This is a genomic window from Pelagibius sp. 7325, assembly GCF_037652055.1.
Classification (GTDB): Bacteria; Pseudomonadota; Alphaproteobacteria; order Kiloniellales; family Kiloniellaceae; genus Pelagibius.
In genome coordinates, this window is sequence record NZ_JBBKAH010000002.1 from 931,663 (window position 1) to 948,377 (window position 16,715).

Consider the following 16,715-nt stretch of genomic DNA (forward strand, 5'->3'; position numbering starts at 1 on the left):
CTTTTCTCCGCCTGCGCAATTTCACTGACTGATACATGGCAGACTGGGCCGTGGGGGCAACGGGCGAAGCCGTGAAGGACTACTACGAAACACTGGGCGTCAAACGGGACGCCGACGCGGCGGCGCTGAAGGCCGCATACCGCAAGCTCGCCATGCAGTATCACCCGGACCGCAATCCGGGCGATGCCGAGGCCGAGGCGCGCTTCAAGGAAATCAACGAAGCCTACGAGGTGCTGAAGGACGGCGACAAGCGGGCGGCCTACGACCGCTTCGGACACGACGCCTTCACCAACGGTGCCGGCCCCGGTCCCGGCGGCTTCGGTGGCGGTTTTGGAGGCTTCTCCGCCGGCGGCTTCGCCGACATCTTTGACGAGATGTTCGGCGACCTCATGGGCGGACGGCGCGGCCAGGGCGGCGCCCGCGGCTCAGACCTGCGCTACAACATGGAAATCACCCTGGAAGAGGCCTTCCACGGAAAGACGGCGCAAATCCGCGTGCCTAGTACCGTGAGCTGCGGCGAGTGCAACGGCAGCGGCGCCGAAGGCGGGGCCCAACCGGTCAGCTGCCAGACCTGCCACGGCCGCGGCCGTGTGCGCGCGCAGCAAGGCTTCTTCACCATCGAGCGCACCTGCCCCGCCTGCCACGGCGCCGGCCAGGTGATCGACAAGCCTTGCCGCGCCTGCGAGGGCGCCGGCCGGGTGCACAAGGAAAAGTCGCTGCAGGTGAACATCCCTGAGGGTGTCGAGGACGGCACGCGCATCCGTCTCGCCGGCGAGGGCGAAGCTGGGCTACGCGGCGCGCCCGCGGGCGACCTCTACATCTTCCTCTCGGTGGCGCCGCACCGCCTGTTCCAGCGCGATGGCGCCAACATCTACTGCCGCGTGCCGCTGCCGATGACCACGGCGACGCTGGGCGGTGCGGTCGAGGTGCCGACGATTTCCGGCGGCCGCGCCAAGATCACCGTGCCGGCCGGCACTCAGTCGAACCAACAGTTCCGCCTGAAGGGCAAGGGCATGCCGGTGCTGCGCTCCAAGGCGGTCGGCGACATGTACGTCGAGGTCTCCATCGAGACGCCGGTGAACCTCACCAAGCGCCAGAAGGAACTGCTGAAGGAATTCGAGGCCGCCGGCGAAGGCCGCGACACCTCGCCCGAATCCTCCGGTTTCTTCGCCCGCGTGAAGGAATTCTGGGAAGACCTGACGGACTGAGCCGTGCGGCTCAGGCCCTAGCCGCTTTCATCGAGGCGACGATGCTGCGCATCAGCGCGTGCAGGTCGTCGCGATGTCCGGTGCGGGCCGACGGCTGGTCTTCGCTCGAGGTCATGACCACGGTCAACTCCAGGGTCGGCACCACGTAGATCATCTGCCCGCCATAGCCCCAGGCATAGGCCACGCGTTCGCCCGACATCTGCGTCAGAAACCAGCCGTAGCCGTAGAGGTCGTCGTGGAAGACCGACTGCGTACGCGGCTGCCACGAGGATTTGATCCATTCCGGCGACAGGACCTGTTGGCCGCCGGCGCGGCCACCGTTGCGGTATAGCTCACCGAAGGCCAGCATCGCGCGCGGCGTCATCGCCATCTGGTTGCCGCCGAAGTAGATGCCCTGGGGGTCGCGCATCCAGTCGGCGATGGCGAAATCCTCCAAGGGCGATAGCCAGTCGCGCGCCAGCGCCAGCGTCGAGCGCCCGCTTGCCCGTGTGAGGATCGCCGACAGCAGGTGGCTGTTGCCGGTCGAGTACAGCATCCCGCCGCCGGGATCGTCGGCGAAGGGCTGCGCCAGGGCAGCCCGTACCCAGTCGCGGCTCGCCACCCAACGGCCGTAGTTGGCGCCGGAGGTGCGCGCGAGCCCGGCCTGCATCGACAGCAGGTTTCCGATGGTGATGTCTTGCATGCGCGGATCGGGGTCGGGCGGCAGCTTGTCTTGCAGCAGCGGCGCGATCTTCGCCTCCGACCCTTTCAGAACGCCCTTCTCGATGGCGATGCCGACCAGTGCCGAGATGATGGTCTTCGAAACCGATTTGATGTTGGTCGGCCGTGTCGTCGCATGGCCGCGAAAGCCCTGCTCGACCACGACCTCGCCATCCTGCGAAACGATCAGCGTTTCCAGCGGCGCGAGGGCGCGCGCCTCCTCGAAGACCGCGGCCAGCGCAGCCTCCGGCGGTTCGGCCTGGGCAGCCGCAGGTACCGGGATTTGAAGCATGAAGGCCAGCAAGGCCAGGCACATGATGACGGGCGAGACGCGCTTCATGACCACAGCCTAGCAGATTTGGGCGGCGATGGCGCGCCCTCAGGAGCGCGCTGCCTTGCGGCTGCGCTGCGCCAGCACGATGGCGATGCCGCCCAGCATGGCGGCCGACGCGACCAGCAGCCTGATGGTCAAGGGCTCGGCCAGCAGGATAACGCCGCCTGCCGCCGCGATGGCGGGCACCGAGAGCTGCACCGTCGCCGCGCGGGCCGCCGGCAGGTGGCGCAGCGCCATGTACCAGATGACATAGCCGAGGCCCGAGGTGACGGCGCCGGATGCGACCGCCAGTGCGACGCCGCCTGTAGTGCCGTGAAAATCGCCCAAAGTCACGGCGCTGACCAGCAGTGCCGGCGGTACGCAGCCGATGAAGTTGGCGGCATTGGCTTCGGTCGGCTGCTCGCTGCCGCGTGCGAAGAGGGAGAAGAGCCCCCAGGCGACGCCGGAGACTGCCATCATGACGGCGCCCACCGGATCGGGCGCGGAAATGCCCGGCAGCACCAGGTAGACCAACCCGGCGACAGCGAGCGTGAGCCCGAGCCATGACAATGCCGGAAAATGCTCGCCCTCGCGCAATGCGACGGCGAACATGGTGAGTTGCACGGCGCCGAAGAGGATCAACGCGCCGGTGCCCGCGCCGAGCTTCACGTAGGCGAAGGAGAAGAACACGAGGTAGGCGAAGAGCGCGGCGATGGAGCGCGGCTTCGCGGCGGAAAGGCGTGGCAGGCTGCGGCGTCTCAGCCATACCACGAAGACCAGCATGGCTGCCGCCGACAGCGCGCGCAGGCTGGTGAAGCTGGCCGGGTCGATGAGATCGGGTGCTAAGGCAAGCCGGCAGAGCACCGAATTGGCCGCAAAGCACAGCATGGCGGCGCAGGTTAGTAGGATGGTTTGCGCCGTCACCGAGGCCGCTCATTTGCCAGGGCCTCCAGAGCGCTGCCCTTCAGCGTCATGACGAAGACGTCGTCATAGCGTGTGGCACCGAGCGTTTTGTAGAAGGCCTCGGCGGTGTGGTTCTTGACCCAGACGTCCCACACCAGCCACAGGGCGTCGCGTTCGAGGCCGTGGCGGGCGGCGGCGGCCATCAGGGCGCGGCCCAGGCCGCTGCCGCGCAGGGACGCGTCGACATAGAGGTCGGCCAAGTGCAGGCCGCGCCCGCCGTGGTCAGTGCTGAAACCGAAATAGGTGATGGCATAGCCGGCCGGCCTGCCGTCGTGCTCCGCGAGGAAGCACTGGAACCAGGCGTCGGGGCCGAAGCCGTCGCGTCGGATGTCATCTGCCGTGAGGCGCGTCGGCGGATCCTGGACGAAGGCCGACAGGGCGTCGATGAGCGCGATGATGGCTTCCGCATCGCTGGGCTCGGCGCGGCGGATGATGGCTGTCATGGGAGCAGACGCCTCACGGTTGCCTCGGCAGGTAGTCGTCCGACCACTTCAGCGTCGCATTGAAGGAGATGCTGATGCGCTTCTCGTCGGAGAGGTTCGGGTGCACGAAGTGCATGAGAAAGGCCGGCCACAGGAGGACGTCGCCCGGTACGGGCCGGTGGGTGAACTCGGCCTCGATCTGCGGATCGCCGCGGATTGCCGTCATGTTGGCGAGGCTCCGCGGGTCGTAGAAGGAGATTGCCCCGGGGCGCAGGTCAGGGCGGTTCTCCGCCGGCGCCTTCTCGGCCTTGGGCACCGCGACGTAGTAGGTGCCGCTCAGGTAGGCATGCGGATGGTTGTGCGGGTCGTGGTAGTCGCCGCGCCGGTTCACGTTGGCCCAGCCCTGCAGTCCCCAGTTCACCGGGTAGGTCAGGCCGGCGTGCTTCAGGTAGTCGATGACCGTCCTGTTGATGCAGTCGCGCAGCCAGGCGATCGCCGGGTTGTCGACGATCAGCAGGTTGCCGGAGCGGTAGTCGGTGGTGAAGTCCTGCCGGCCCTGCCCCGTCTTTCCCGCTTCCATCTCCAGCACCAGGCGCTGCAGCTCGGCGTTGGCGACGTCGTGGCCCGGCAGCAGGCGGCGCAGGATCGTCGTCGGCCAGAGCCGGACGAAGCCGTCCTTATCGAACTGCGGCGGGGCCATGGCGCTCTCTTCGGTGGTTCCTCGAAAGCCGAGCAAGCCAGAGGGGGACTCCCCCGTCAAGACTCCCCTCCCCTTTGTGCGGCGTCTCCGCCGTGCTAAACCGGCCTCCTGAAGACGAGGCCAGCAGTTCGGAGACCCTAGAGATGACCCCCCCGTATCGTATCGCCGTGGTCGGCTGTGCCGGCCGCATGGGCCGCATGAACCTGGCCGCCATCCATGCCGCCGAGGGCTGTGTCATCGCCGGCGGCACCGACCAGCCGGGCAGCGCGGCGGTGGGCAGCGACATCGGCCTGCTGATCGGTGGGAAGACGCTGGGCGTCACGGTCGGCGACGATCCCGTCGCGCTCTTTGCCGAGGCCGACGCGGTGATCGACTTCACCACGCCGGCGGCGAGCCGCCGCCATGCCGAGTTGGCCGCGCAGGCCGAGGTGGTCTACGTGGTCGGCACTACCGGCCTGTCGGATCAGGATCAGGTCTTCATCGACAAGGCGGCGATCCAGACTGTGGTGGTGCAGGCCGCCAACATGAGTCTGGGCGTCAACCTGCTGCAGGTGGTCACCGAGCAGGTCGCCCGCGCGCTCGACGCCGATTACGACATCGAGATCGTCGAGATGCACCACCGTCATAAGGTGGACGCCCCCTCCGGCACCGCCCTCATGCTGGGCGAGGCCGCGGCCAAGGGGCGCGGCGTGAAGCTCGCCGACGTTGCCCGCAAGTCGCGCGAGGGCCAGGTCGGCGCCCGCCCGCGCGGCGAGATCGGCTTCGCCACCCTGCGCGGTGGCGACGTGCCCGGCGAGCACTCGGTGATCTTCGCCACCGAGGGCGAGCGGGTGGTGCTGAGCCACAAGGCGGGTACCCGGGAAATTTTCGCCAAGGGTGCGGTGAAGGCGGCGGTCTGGGGCCGCGGCAAGCCCGCCGGGCTGTACTCCATGCGCGACGTGCTGGGGCTGACGGACTAGGTCTTGGTTCAGGCCGGGCGGCAGGGCCGCTGGGCGCGGACCAGGGCCTGGCGCAGGGCGGCGGCAACCTCGCTGCGCTCCTGCTGGGTCAGGAAGCTGCCGATCGCCAGGTTGCGGCCGTGTGAGCGTAGGATCAGCGGATTGTCGGCTACGGCATTCACGGTGCCCTGGTTGCGCTCCGGCGTATCGCAGATCACCTGCAGCCAGGTGGGCTGGAATTCCCAGGAGGCGCTGCGCCCGCCGGGCCAGACGCGGCTGACCGTCAGCTTGTCGTGGGTGAGGTGCAGGCGTTCGACCAGTCGGCCGCGGCGGTAGTTGATCTTGAAGGCGAGATAGATCAACAGCACGTCGGCACCCAGGAAACCGATCACGGGCCAGGCTCCGGACAGCCAAAAGGCGAGGCCGCCGGCGAAGCTGATGGCGCAGACGCTGGTCATGAGGATGAGAAAGCCGCGCGGCGACAGGCTGCGATGCGGCGTCAGTTCTGCGTCGAACAGCGCCTGGTCGGGGTTGGCCGCCTCCGAAACGGGGGCCGGCTTGCAGATCGCGCTCATCGCTGACGCTCGCCAATCTCCTGGAATGGACAATCTATTCAATATAAGCGGACGGGGCGCTGCCTTCAAATGGGGCAAGTTGGGCCGTGCCCGGGTGGCTTCCCTTCGGAGCCGATCCGGCTAAACTCGCCCGCTCAGGAGAGAAGCGGGGAAAAATGAAAAAAGCCGACATCGTCACCTTCTTCGACCGTCTCGCCGCCGCCATGCCGGAGCCCAAGGGCGAGCTGGAATACGTCAATCCCTACACACTTTTAGTGGCGGTGGTGCTGTCCGCCCAGGCGACCGACGTCGGTGTGAACAAGGCGACGCGCGCGCTCTTCAAGCAGGTCACGACGCCGCAGCAGATGCTGGAACTCGGCGAGGCGGGCCTCAAGAGCCACATCAAGACCATCGGCCTCTTCAACGCCAAGGCCAAGAACGTGATCGCCCTGTCGCGCCTGCTGATCGAACGCCACGGCGGGGGCGTGCCGGACGACCGCGACGCGCTGGAACAGCTGCCGGGCGTCGGGCGCAAGACCGCCAACGTGGTGATGAATATAGCCTTCGGCGCGCCGACCATCGCGGTCGACACCCACATCTTCCGGGTTTCCAACCGTACCGGCCTCGCCCCCGGCAAGACGGTCCTGGCGGTAGAGGAGAAACTGGAAAAAGTGGTGCCGGCGGACCGCAGGCTGCACGCTCACCATTGGCTGATCCTGCACGGGCGCTACGTCTGCAAGGCGCGCAAGCCGGACTGCTTTGCCTGCATCGTGAACGACCTCTGTGCCTTCAAGGGCAAGACGACGTTGGAGCTGCCGCCCAAGAAGGCCGCGAAAAAGCCAGCCAAGAAAGCTGTGAAGAAACGCGCGAAGAAGCCGGTGAAGGCGCTGAAGGCCGCGGTGCGGAAGTCTTAGCTGACCGGCGCGGCCTGGCGGGCGCGCAGCAGCTGGTTCAGACAGGGGCGCGGTTCCTGCACGGCGGCCGCGGCGTCGCGCGCCTCCAGGTAGGACACGGCATAGTCCGCGCCCTTCTGGTAGAGCACCACGTCGAAGACGCAGCCCTCAGCGAGGTATTGCCAGATCTCTGCCGGGGCCTCGCGGCGGACGAGGGCCGGCGCCCCCAGCATGGCCGCCAAGCCATCGCGGTTCAGGCCCATCAGTTGGTTCGGATCGTCGTCGACCGGCGGCAGGGCGGCCACCTGGGACTCGGGAACCGGTGCCGGTGCTGCCGCGGCCGCTGGCGGGACGGCCTTGGCTTCGGCCGGTCCCATGACGGGCTGGCCCGGCCGGCCGGTCTGGCAGGCGCTCAGCGCCAGTCCCACACAGAGCAGGATGGCGGCGGAACGGACGCGTCCCATGGCGATGCCCCCAATCATCGGCGGTCCCCTCCCTCGTGTCTCAGCCGATGCGGCTCTTGCCGCCCGGGCCGGCCGTGGCGCTGTCGTGCGCCAGCTTCGGGCCGTCGCCGCGCAGGCGGCGCAGGGTCGCCTCGTCCAGGGCGTCAATGTCGCCGGACAGGCGGGCGCCGCGGGCGATCTCCATGTCGGCATAGCGGATCTTGCCGCTGACCCGGCCGGTCGGGGTGATGACCAGCAGGCCGGTCACGATCAGTTCGCCTTCGAAGGTGCCGCTAATCTCACAGTCCTCGACCGTCGCATGGCCCTTGAACCGGCCGGGCTCGCTGATTTCCAGGCTGTGGCTGTCGCGCAGGTCGGCCTCGACCTGGCCTTCGACCACCAGCTTCTCGCAGGTCTTGATCTCGCCCGACAGGCAGATCTCGCGGCCGACCACCAGCTTGCGGCCTTCGACCGCGGGGGCCAGACGGCCCTCGCCGCGGCGCGGTTTGGCAGAGCCGCCACTCTGGGGGCCCGAGCCTTGAGCAACCGGGGCCGGATTGGCGCTGGCTGCCGGTTTGGCGGGCGTGCCCGTCCCCGCCGTTGCGGCGCCGGTCGCGCCGCCAAATGCGGCTTCGGGCAGCTGCGGCGCACTGGGCTCGCTGGGGGAGGTGGGACCTTTGCGCTTGCCAAACATGGGAACCTCGTCCTTTCCGGTTTACTGACCGCCGGTATCGTTGTCGTCGCGCCCCGGCAGGTGCTCCGGGGCCGGCCGGCAGTCTAGCAAGCAACCCTTACGATAAGGTTGGCTCCCCAGAGAATTAGGCGGCGCGCCGACGCAGATCCTCGAAGACGTGCAGCATGAACGCGGTCGCGATGATCGGGGTGACCAGATTGACCAGTGGGATGGTCAGGAGGAAGGTGATGACGGCCCCCGCCAGGATCACGCGCCCGCGGAAATCACGCCGCAAACGCTTGGTCGCCGCCGGATCCAAGCGCCGGACGGCCACCATCTCGAAGTACTCCCGCCCCAGCAGGTAGCCGTTCAGCAGATAGAACAGCAACAGGTTGAGCGGGGGTATCCAGATCAGCACCAAGTAAAGCGGCAGCACGAGTAAATTAAGAATTAACGTTACTGCGACGAAGATGAGGTTGCCGAAGATGGCTTCTGCCAGAGGCTGCGGGCGCGCCGGCGGCAGATCCGGGTAATAGCGCCGCTCGACCGCCTGGGCGATGTCGTCCAGCAGCATTGCCATGATCGAGACCATGACCGCGGGAAACAGGAAAAAGGAGGCGATGGCGATGGCGCCGAGGGCGGCGATGTCGACCAGCCACTCCATCACGCCAAGCCAGAAGCCCTGGCCCACCCAGTCACGGACCCAGGCCACCAGCCATTCCCCGGCCCAGTCGAGGGCGAACCAGGAGGCCAGCCAGACGACGATGAAGGTGACCAGGGAGAACAGCAGGGATCGGTTGAAGACCCGGCGGAAGGCGGGATCGAAGGACTGGCTGAAGGCGCGTGATAGGGATTTTAACATGATGGGGCTATTTAACCCTACTGGCGGCCCGCTACAAGATGGGCCGGCCGAAGTGCGTCAGGCTTGCCGCGGCGCCGCTTCACAGCTAAAAGAGGCCGCGTCGCCAGGGTGTTCGCACAGATTAATGGGATCGCGAACGACTGCCAGGATGGACGGAGCGGGCCGAATGGAGAGGGCCCCCGCCGCCGGCAGGCGATCCCATACCGCGACGGCTTTCCGCTTCCCGACGCTGTTGAGACGGAAACCCTAGTGACGCCAAGCCTTTATGACGCCAACCTTTTAACGCACGGCCTTTCATGACTGCTCATACCCTCGATGTCGTCTGCATCGGCAATGCCCTGGTGGATGTTCTCGCCAAGGCGGAAGACTCTTTTTTGCAAGCGCACGGCATTCCCAAGGGCAGCATGACGCTGATCGACGAGGCGCGCGCCCTGCACCTCTATGACGCCATGGGGCCGGCGACGGAGATTTCCGGCGGCTCGGCCGGCAACACCGCGACCGGCGTTGCCTCGCTGGGCGGCAAGGCCGCCTTTCTGGGCAAGGTGCGCAACGACCAGCTGGGTGCCATCTTCACCCACGACATCCGCGCCGCCGGCGTCGCCTTCGACGTGGCCCACGCCGCCTCCGGACCGGCCACCGGCCGCTCGATGATCCTGGTGACGCCCGATGCCCACCGCTCGATGAATACCTTCCTCGGCGCCGCGGTCGACTTCGGCCCCGACGACGTCATCGAGGACCAGGTGAAGGCCGCCGCTGTCACTTATATGGAGGGCTACCTCTGGGACTCGCCGCCGGCCAAGGCCGCCTTCCACATGGCGGCGCGCATCGCCCACGCCGCCGGACGCAAGATCTCGCTGACGCTCTCCGACCCTTTCCTCGTGAACCGCTACAAGGACGAGCTGAAGGATTTCGTGGAAAAGCACGTCGACATCGTCTTTGCCAACGAGGAAGAGGTTTGCAGCCTCTATGACGCCGCCGACTTCGACGCCGCCCTGCAGGCGGTGCGCGCGCACTGCGATGTCGCCGCGCTCACCCGCAGCGAAAAAGGCGCGGTCATCGTCGCCGGCGAGGAAGTCCACGTGGTCGACGCCGTGCCGGTCAAGCAGGTGGTCGACACAACCGGTGCCGGCGACCTCTTCGCCGCCGGCTTCCTCTACGGTTTTACCAACGGTTACAGCCTCTACGACAGCGGGCGCATCGGCGCCATCGCCGCCGGCGAGGTGATCTCTCATGTGGGCGCGCGCCCGGAACAGGGCCTGGCGGCCCTGACCGCCGCGCAGCTCGACACGGCCAAGGCCCAGCGGGCCTGACAACACCGGCTTTAAACGCCGCCTCCTCTATTCGAAAGCCACAAGACACCATGACGGTTCAGGCCAACAAGATCCGCAATATCGCGATCATCGCCCACGTCGACCACGGCAAGACGACCCTCGTCGACGAACTGCTGAAGCAGTCCGGTACCTACCGCGCAAACCAGCAGGTGACCGAGCGCGCGATGGACTCCAACGACCTGGAGCGCGAGCGCGGCATCACCATCCTCGCCAAGTGCACCGCGGTGACCTGGGGCGACACCAAGATCAACATCGTCGACACGCCGGGCCACGCCGATTTCGGCGGCGAGGTGGAGCGTATCCTCTCCATGGTCGACGGCGTGCTGCTGCTGGTCGATGCCGCCGAAGGCCCGATGCCGCAGACCAAGTTCGTCACCGCCAAGGCGCTGGCCCGCGGCCTCAGGCCCATCGTCGTGGTCAATAAGGCCGACAAGCCCGATGCCCGCGCGCACTGGGTGCATGACCAGGTCTTCGACCTCTTCGTCGCGCTGGACGCCAACGACAAGCAGCTCGATTTTCCGACGCTCTTCGCTTCGGCCAAGCAGGGCTGGGCGGTTGCCGATCTGGACGAGGAGCGCAAGGATCTGCACCAGCTCTTCAACCTCATCGTGAAGCACGTGCCGGCGCCGGAAGCCGATCCTGCCGCACCCTTTGCCATGCTGGCGACGACCCTGGAGGCCGACAATTTCCTCGGCCGCATCCTTACCGGCCGCATCGTCAGCGGCACGGCGAAGCTCAACATGCCGGTGAAGGTGCTGCGCCGCGACGGCAAGCAGATCGCCGGCGGCCGCCTGACCAAGATGATGACCTTCCACGGCCTGAAGCGCGAGCCGGTCGAGGAGGCCGCCGCCGGCGACATCATCGCCATCGCCGGCCTCGCCGAGGCCACCGTCGCCGACACCATCTGCGCGACCGAGTTTCCGGCGCCGCTGGAATCGCAGCCGGTCGATCCGCCGACCCTCGCCATGACGTTCTCGGTCAACGACTCGCCGCTGGCCGGCCAGGAGGGCGACAAGGTCACCTCCCGCATGATCCGTGACCGCCTGATGCGTGAGGCCGAGGGCAACGTCGCCTTCCGCATCACCGAGACGGCCGACAAGGACGCCTTCGAAGTCGCGGGGCGCGGCGAGCTGCAGCTCGGCGTGCTCATCGAGACCATGCGCCGCGAGGGCTTCGAGCTTTCCATTTCGCGGCCGCGCGTGCTCTACCGCACCGATCCGGAGACGGGCCAGCGCCTGGAGCCGATCGAAGAGGTCCAGGTCGACGTCGACGAGGAATACTCCGGCGTGGTGGTGGAGAAGATGGGCCTGCGCAAGGCCGAGCTGATCGACATGCGGCCGTCGGGCGGCGGCAAGACCCGCGTCACCTTCCTGGCGCCGGCACGCGGCCTCATCGGCTATCACGGCGAGTTCCTCACCGACACCCGTGGCACCGGCATCATGCACCGGCTGTTCCACAGCTATGGCCCCCACAAGGGCCCGATCCAGGGCCGGCGCAACGGCGTGCTGATTTCCAACGGCACCGGCAAGGCGGTGCCCTATGCGCTGTGGAACCTGGAGGAGCGCGGCGAGATCTTCATCGATCCCGGCAAGCCGGTCTACGAGGGCATGGTGATCGGCGAGCACAGCCGCGGCAACGACCTCGAGGTCAACCCGATGAAGGCCAAGCAGCTGACCAACATGCGCGCCTCCGGCAAGGACGAGGCCGTGCGCCTCACCCCGCCGCGCGTCATGTCGCTGGAGCAGGCGCTGGCCTACATCGCCGACGACGAGCTGGTCGAGGTGACGCCGAAGTCGATCCGCCTGCGCAAGCGCCTGCTGGATCCGCACGCGCGCAAGAAGGAAAGCCGCCTGAAGGATGCCGTCTGAGGCAACGCGTCAAGGTGTGAAGGCCGCCCGGCGATCCTGGGCGGAAGCTTTCGCAATCTACCGGCACCCTCGTATCGTGGGGATGCTGTTCCTCGGCTTTTCCGCCGGCCTGCCTTTCCTGCTGCTGTTCTCAACCCTGTCGCTCTGGCTGCGCGACGCCGGCGTGAGCCGAACCACGGTGGGCTTCTTCGCCTGGGTGGGGATCACGTTTTCTATCAAGGTGCTTTGGGCCCCGGTGATCGACCACCTGCCCATTCCAGTGCTGACGCGGTTGCTCGGCAAGCGACGCAGTTGGATGCTGGCCGGGCAGCTGGGCATCATGATCGGGCTGATCGTCCTAACGCTTATAAACCTGCAGGCGATCGGTGTCGTGATGCCGGACACCGGTTTCATAAACGTCGTTTCGCCGGACCGCGTGTGGGTTGTTGCGGCTGCTCTGGCGGCGCTTTGGGTTGCCTTCTCTTCGGCGACACAGGACGTGGCGCTCGACGCTTACCGAATCGAAGCGGCGCCCGACGATCTCCAGGGCGGAATGGCCGCGACCTATCAGCTCGGCTATCGCATCGGCTTGCTCGCTGCCGGTGCTGGCGCGCTCTATCTCGCGGGACTCTGGTCCTGGCAGGTTTCTTACGTCGTCATGGCGGGGCTGATGCTGGTCGGCATCGCGACGGTTCTTGTCTTGCAAGAACCCGAATCGAGCCGAACCGCGGGATCAATTCTGCAAAAAGAGCATGTGATGGCATTCATGGCGGGCCGGCAGCACCTTTCCGAGCGCCAGCGCCGCCTCTTGGGCTGGTTCTATGGGGCCGTGGTTTGCCCGTTTCAGGACTTCTTCGAGCGTAACGGCAAGTTCGCCCTGATCATCCTCGCATTCATTTCCGTCTATCGGCTGAGTGACATCACCATGGGTGTGATGGCGAATGTCTTTTATGACGATTTAGGATTCACGTACTTCGACATCGCCAACGTCAGCAAGACCTTTGGCTTTTTCGTCAGCATCGGTGGCATTCTGATCGGCGGTGTTCTTGTGGCCCGCTACGGCATTATGAGAATTCTCCTGCTCGGCGCGATCCTGGTGGCGAGTACGAACCTTCTCTTTGCCTATATGGCGGTTCATGGAAAAGACATCTGGCTGCTTACTTGGACCATATCGGCGGATAACCTTTCGGCGGGCATCGCAGGCACGGCCTTCATCGCCTATCTTTCCAGCCTGACGAACCGAAACTTCACCGCGACGCAGTACGCTCTTTTCTCCTCTCTCTTCACGTTGTTCGGCAAGCTCGTCGCCGGCTTCTCCGGCGCCATTGTCGATGCCGAAGGCTACGTCTTCTTCTTCATCTACGCATCGGTCCTAGGCATTCCGGCGATTTTGCTGGTGCTCTACCTCATGTACCATCAACGCCAGAAGGAAGGATCACTCCCCCGGTCTGGCGAGGCGGTGCATGAGCGGCAACCCTGATTCCCGTATCGAAATTTTCCCCGGCGATATTACCAAGCTGGATGTCGACGCCATCGTCAACGCGGCCAACGCGCAGCTGAGGCCCGGTGGTGGAGTCTGCGGTGCCATCCACCGCGCCGCGGGAAAGAACCTGCGCGAGGCCTGCGCGAAGATCGGCGGCTGCGATACCGGCCAATCGGTGCATACCGACGGCTATGATCTGAAGGCGAAGTACGTGATTCATACCGTCGGGCCCGTGTGGCACGGCGGCGACCGCAACGAGGAGGCGCTGCTCGCCTCCTGCTACCGGACGGCGCTGAAGATCGCGAAGCAGATCGGCGCGCGATCGCTGGCCTTCCCGGCGATCTCCACCGGCATCTACGGCTTTCCCCTGGACCGCGCGACCGGGATCGCGGTCGCGACGGTGCGCGACTTCCTGCAGCAGGACGACGGCATCGAGCGGGTCGTTTTCTCGGTCTTCGGGCCGGAGGCCGAGGCCGCCTACCGCAGCGAACTGCGGCGCTAAACCAAGGCGCGAAATGCCGGAGGCTGATCCAGATCATCGTCCCGTCATCCGAAGGTGATACAGTAAGGCCATTCCAATGCTTTGTTTCCAAACAAGTTTCTGGGTAACCCGCCGGTGACGATCCGCAACCTCGATGCCCTCTTCAAGCCGCGCTCCATCGCTTTGGTCGGTGGCAGCCGCCGCGACGGCTCGCTGGGCGCCGTGCTCGCGCGCAACCTCTTCAAGGGCGGCTTCGAGGGCCCGATCCTGCCGGTGCATCCGCGCCATGAGAGCCTGGAGGGCGTGCTCGCCTATCCTTCGGTCGCGGCGCTGCCGATTGCGCCGGACCTCGCCGTCATCGCCACGCCGCCCGAGAGCGTGCCGCAGCTGATCGCCGAATTCGGCGCCCGCGGCACCCGCGCGGCGGTCGTCATCACCGCTGGCTTCGGCGAGGGCGGCGCCCGGAAAGATGGTGACGACGGCGGCGCCGGCCTGAAGCAGCAACTGCTGGACGCCGCCAAGCCGCACCTGCTGCGCATCGTCGGGCCAAATTGCCTGGGCATGATGGTGCCGAAGCTCGGCATCAACGCCAGCTTCGCCCACGTCGCGCCGCCGCCGGGCGACCTCGCCTTCGTGACGCAATCGGGCGCCATGGTGACGGCGATGCTGGACTGGGCGGCACCGCGCAACATCGGCTTTTCGAAGATCGTCTCCCTGGGCGACAAGGCCGACGTCGATTTCGGCGACTTACTCGACTACCTGGCGATGGACGCGGAAACGCGCGCCATCCTGCTCTACGTCGAGTCCGTCGCCCATGCCCGCAAGTTCATGTCGGCGGCCCGCATCGCCGCGCGCAACAAACCGGTCATCGTCATCAAGGGCGGCCGCCATGCCGAGGGCGCCAAGGCCGCGGCCTCCCACACCGGTGCGCTGGCGGGCGCCGATGCGGTCTACGACGCGGTCTTCGCGCGCGCCGGCATGCTGCGCGTCTATTCGCTGGAGGAGCTGTTCGATGCGGCGGAGACGCTTTCCAACTACGCCACGGCCAACAGTACCGCGGCCGGCGGTGGCGACGAAGCCGGCGGCGCGCGCCTCGCCATCCTCACCAATGGCGGCGGGCTCGGCGTGCTGGCGACCGATGCGCTGATCGACGAGGGCGGCAAGCTGGCCGACCTGGCACCGCAGACCCTCGCTGCGCTGGACGCCAACCTGCCGAAGACCTGGAGCCGCGGCAACCCGGTCGACATCATCGGCGACGCACCGGGTTCGCGTTACAAGGCGGCGATGGAGGCGCTGTTGGGCGATCCCAACACGGATGCCGTGCTCGCCATGCACTGCCCCGTCGCCGTCGCCGATCCCGCGGAGGCGGCGCAGGCAGTGATCGGCGCCTTCCAGGAGAATGAAAAGAAGAGCCGCCATCGCCCGGTCTTCGCCGCCTGGGTCGGCGACTATGCGGTTGCCGGTGCGCGCCGGCTGATCGATCGCGCCGGCCTGCCGCAGTATCCGACGCCGGAGCAGGCGGTGCGCGCCTTCATGCACCTTGCCCGCTACCGCCATAACCAGTCGCTGCTGATGCGGGTGCCGCCCTCCGTGCCGGAAACGGCAGCGCCCGATACGGCGGCGGTGCGCAAGATCATCGCCGGTGCCCTGGCGGAAGACCGTGAGTGGCTCAACGAGGCGGAGGCCAAGCAGGCGCTTGCCGCCTACGGTATCCCCACCCTCTTGGCCGAGGTGGTGGCAGACCCCAGTGAGGCGGGTGCGGCGGCGGCACGCATCGGTGGGCCGGTGGCCCTCAAGATCCTGTCGCGCGACATCACTCACAAGAGCGACATCGGCGGCGTCATGCTGGACCTGGAAGGCGCCGAGGCGGTCGTCCGCGCGGCCGAAGCGATGCTGAAGCGCGTCAGCGAGGCGGCACCCGATGCGCGCCTACAGGGCTTCACCGTGCAGGCCATGTGCCGCCGTCCGCAGGCGGAAGAGCTGATTATCGGCGTCGTCAGCGATCCGCAATTCGGCCCGGTGATGCTGTTCGGCCAGGGCGGCACGGCGGTTGAGGTCATCAACGATAAGGCGCTCGCCCTGCCGCCGCTCGATCCGGTGCTGGCCGAAGCGATGATGCAGCAGACGCGGGTCTACAAGTTGCTGCAGGGTTACCGCGACCGGCCGCCTGCGGCGCTCAACGAAATCGCCAATGCGCTCATCCGCCTCTCGCAACTGGTCATCGACATTGCCGAGGTGAGCGAGGTCGACATCAATCCCCTGCTGGCGGACAGCGCGGGGGTCATCGCGCTGGATGCACGCATCCGGCTCGACGCCGTGCAGGCCGGCAAGTCCAGCGGCAGCGAACGCCTGGCGATCCGGCCCTATCCCAAGTCGCTGGAGCAGACCTTCACGCTGCCCGACGGCCAGAAAATCTTCGTGCGCCCGCTCCGGCCCGACGACGCGCCGGGGCTGCGCTCAGGGTTCAAGCGTCTTGATCCGGAAGACGTGCGCATGCGGTTCTTTTCCCACATGCGCGAGATGAGCCCGACCATGGCGGCGCGCCTTACCCAGCTGGACTACAACCGCGAAATGGCCCTGGCCGCCTTTCCTGCCGAGGGGACGGACCGCCGCGGCCTTGGCATCGTGCGCCTGGTTGCCGATCCGGATAACCAGCGCGCCGAATTCGCCATCACCATCCGTTCGGAGGACAAGGGCCGTGGCCTCGGCCGCGCCCTCATGGAGCGCATCATGGACTATGCCGTGCGGCGCGGCGTTGGCGAGATTTGGGGCGACGTACTGGCCGACAATCGGCGCATGCTGACCCTCTGCGACGAGCTGGGATTCGAGCGTGCCGGCGTCGAGGACGGCATCGTCCATGTCCGCCGGCCGCTGCGCGCAGCCGACGGCAGCGGCGCTTAATGGT

16 protein-coding genes are annotated in these 16,715 nt (G+C 66.9%); 8 read left to right on the forward strand and 8 right to left on the reverse strand.

Features of this window, described 5'->3' with window-relative positions; all coding sequences use genetic code 11:
• Positions 1 to 35: 35 nt before the first annotated feature.
• A complete protein-coding gene (gene dnaJ / locus WDC82_RS06395) occupies positions 36 to 1,208 on the forward strand; it encodes a molecular chaperone DnaJ (protein ID WP_340116419.1) in 1,173 nt (390 codons plus the stop codon).
• A 10-nt stretch (positions 1,209 to 1,218) separates the two neighbouring features.
• Here dnaJ and WDC82_RS06400 read toward each other — a convergent pair whose 3' ends face one another.
• The 4 genes from WDC82_RS06400 to WDC82_RS06415 are packed head-to-tail and all read right to left on the reverse strand — an operon-like array spanning position 1,219 to position 4,305.
• Positions 1,219 to 2,247 carry a serine hydrolase gene (locus WDC82_RS06400; RefSeq protein ID WP_340116420.1) on the reverse strand — a complete coding sequence of 343 codons (1,029 nt, stop codon included), beginning with the start codon at positions 2,245 to 2,247 and terminating at the stop codon, positions 1,219 to 1,221.
• A 39-nt stretch (positions 2,248 to 2,286) separates the two neighbouring features.
• Positions 2,287 to 3,144: a DMT family transporter gene (locus tag WDC82_RS06405; RefSeq protein WP_340116421.1), complete on the reverse strand. Its 858-nt coding sequence runs from the start codon at positions 3,142 to 3,144 to the stop codon at positions 2,287 to 2,289.
• Positions 3,141 to 3,626 (reverse strand): GNAT family N-acetyltransferase, encoded by a 486-nt coding sequence (locus tag WDC82_RS06410; RefSeq protein ID WP_340116422.1) that lies wholly within the window; start codon positions 3,624 to 3,626, stop codon positions 3,141 to 3,143. The genes WDC82_RS06405 and WDC82_RS06410 overlap by 4 nt, the downstream gene beginning before the upstream one ends.
• A gap of 13 nt (positions 3,627 to 3,639) precedes the next feature.
• Entirely contained in the window at positions 3,640 to 4,305 is a 666-nt protein-coding gene (locus WDC82_RS06415; RefSeq protein ID WP_340116423.1) for a TIGR02466 family protein, read from the reverse strand.
• A gap of 143 nt (positions 4,306 to 4,448) precedes the next feature.
• On the opposite strand from WDC82_RS06415, the gene dapB reads away from it, so the two are divergent.
• Complete coding sequence (gene dapB, locus WDC82_RS06420) at positions 4,449 to 5,264, forward strand: 4-hydroxy-tetrahydrodipicolinate reductase (protein ID WP_340116424.1); 816 nt, start codon at positions 4,449 to 4,451, stop codon at positions 5,262 to 5,264.
• Positions 5,265 to 5,272: 8 nt separating this feature from the next.
• On the opposite strand, the gene WDC82_RS06425 is transcribed toward dapB, so the two are convergent.
• A complete protein-coding gene (locus tag WDC82_RS06425) occupies positions 5,273 to 5,818 on the reverse strand; it encodes a DUF2244 domain-containing protein (protein ID WP_340116425.1) in 546 nt (181 codons plus the stop codon).
• Positions 5,819 to 5,973: 155 nt separating this feature from the next.
• Here WDC82_RS06425 and nth point away from each other — a divergent pair, with 155 nt between their 5' ends.
• Complete coding sequence (gene nth, locus WDC82_RS06430; RefSeq protein WP_340116426.1) at positions 5,974 to 6,711, forward strand: endonuclease III; 738 nt, start codon at positions 5,974 to 5,976, stop codon at positions 6,709 to 6,711.
• Here the strand turns inward: nth and WDC82_RS06435 are convergent.
• The 3 genes from WDC82_RS06435 to WDC82_RS06445 form a co-directional block, all read right to left on the reverse strand.
• Entirely contained in the window at positions 6,708 to 7,172 is a 465-nt protein-coding gene (locus WDC82_RS06435; protein WP_340116427.1) for a hypothetical protein, read from the reverse strand. The genes nth and WDC82_RS06435 overlap by 4 nt on opposite strands.
• A 22-nt stretch (positions 7,173 to 7,194) precedes the next feature.
• Positions 7,195 to 7,827, reverse strand: coding sequence for a polymer-forming cytoskeletal protein (locus WDC82_RS06440; RefSeq protein ID WP_340116428.1), 633 nt, complete (start codon positions 7,825 to 7,827; stop codon positions 7,195 to 7,197).
• Positions 7,828 to 7,951: 124 nt separating this feature from the next.
• Complete coding sequence (locus WDC82_RS06445; RefSeq protein ID WP_340116429.1) at positions 7,952 to 8,668, reverse strand: EI24 domain-containing protein; 717 nt, start codon at positions 8,666 to 8,668, stop codon at positions 7,952 to 7,954.
• A gap of 296 nt (positions 8,669 to 8,964) precedes the next feature.
• On the opposite strand from WDC82_RS06445, the gene WDC82_RS06450 reads away from it, so the two are divergent.
• The 5 genes from WDC82_RS06450 (at position 8,965) to WDC82_RS06470 (ending at position 16,711) form a co-directional block, all read left to right on the forward strand.
• Positions 8,965 to 9,978, forward strand: coding sequence for an adenosine kinase (locus WDC82_RS06450; protein WP_340116430.1), 1,014 nt, complete (start codon positions 8,965 to 8,967; stop codon positions 9,976 to 9,978).
• A gap of 50 nt (positions 9,979 to 10,028) precedes the next feature.
• Entirely contained in the window at positions 10,029 to 11,867 is a 1,839-nt protein-coding gene (gene typA, locus WDC82_RS06455; RefSeq protein ID WP_340116431.1) for a translational GTPase TypA, read from the forward strand.
• Entirely contained in the window at positions 11,857 to 13,326 is a 1,470-nt protein-coding gene (locus WDC82_RS06460; RefSeq protein WP_340116432.1) for an MFS transporter, read from the forward strand. The genes typA and WDC82_RS06460 overlap by 11 nt, the downstream gene beginning before the upstream one ends.
• A complete protein-coding gene (locus WDC82_RS06465) occupies positions 13,310 to 13,831 on the forward strand; it encodes an O-acetyl-ADP-ribose deacetylase (RefSeq protein WP_340116433.1) in 522 nt (173 codons plus the stop codon). Before WDC82_RS06460 ends, WDC82_RS06465 begins: the two co-directional genes overlap by 17 nt.
• Positions 13,832 to 13,945: 114 nt before the next feature.
• Positions 13,946 to 16,711 (forward strand): bifunctional acetate--CoA ligase family protein/GNAT family N-acetyltransferase, encoded by a 2,766-nt coding sequence (locus WDC82_RS06470; protein ID WP_340116434.1) that lies wholly within the window; start codon positions 13,946 to 13,948, stop codon positions 16,709 to 16,711.
• Positions 16,712 to 16,715: the final 4 nt, after the last annotated feature.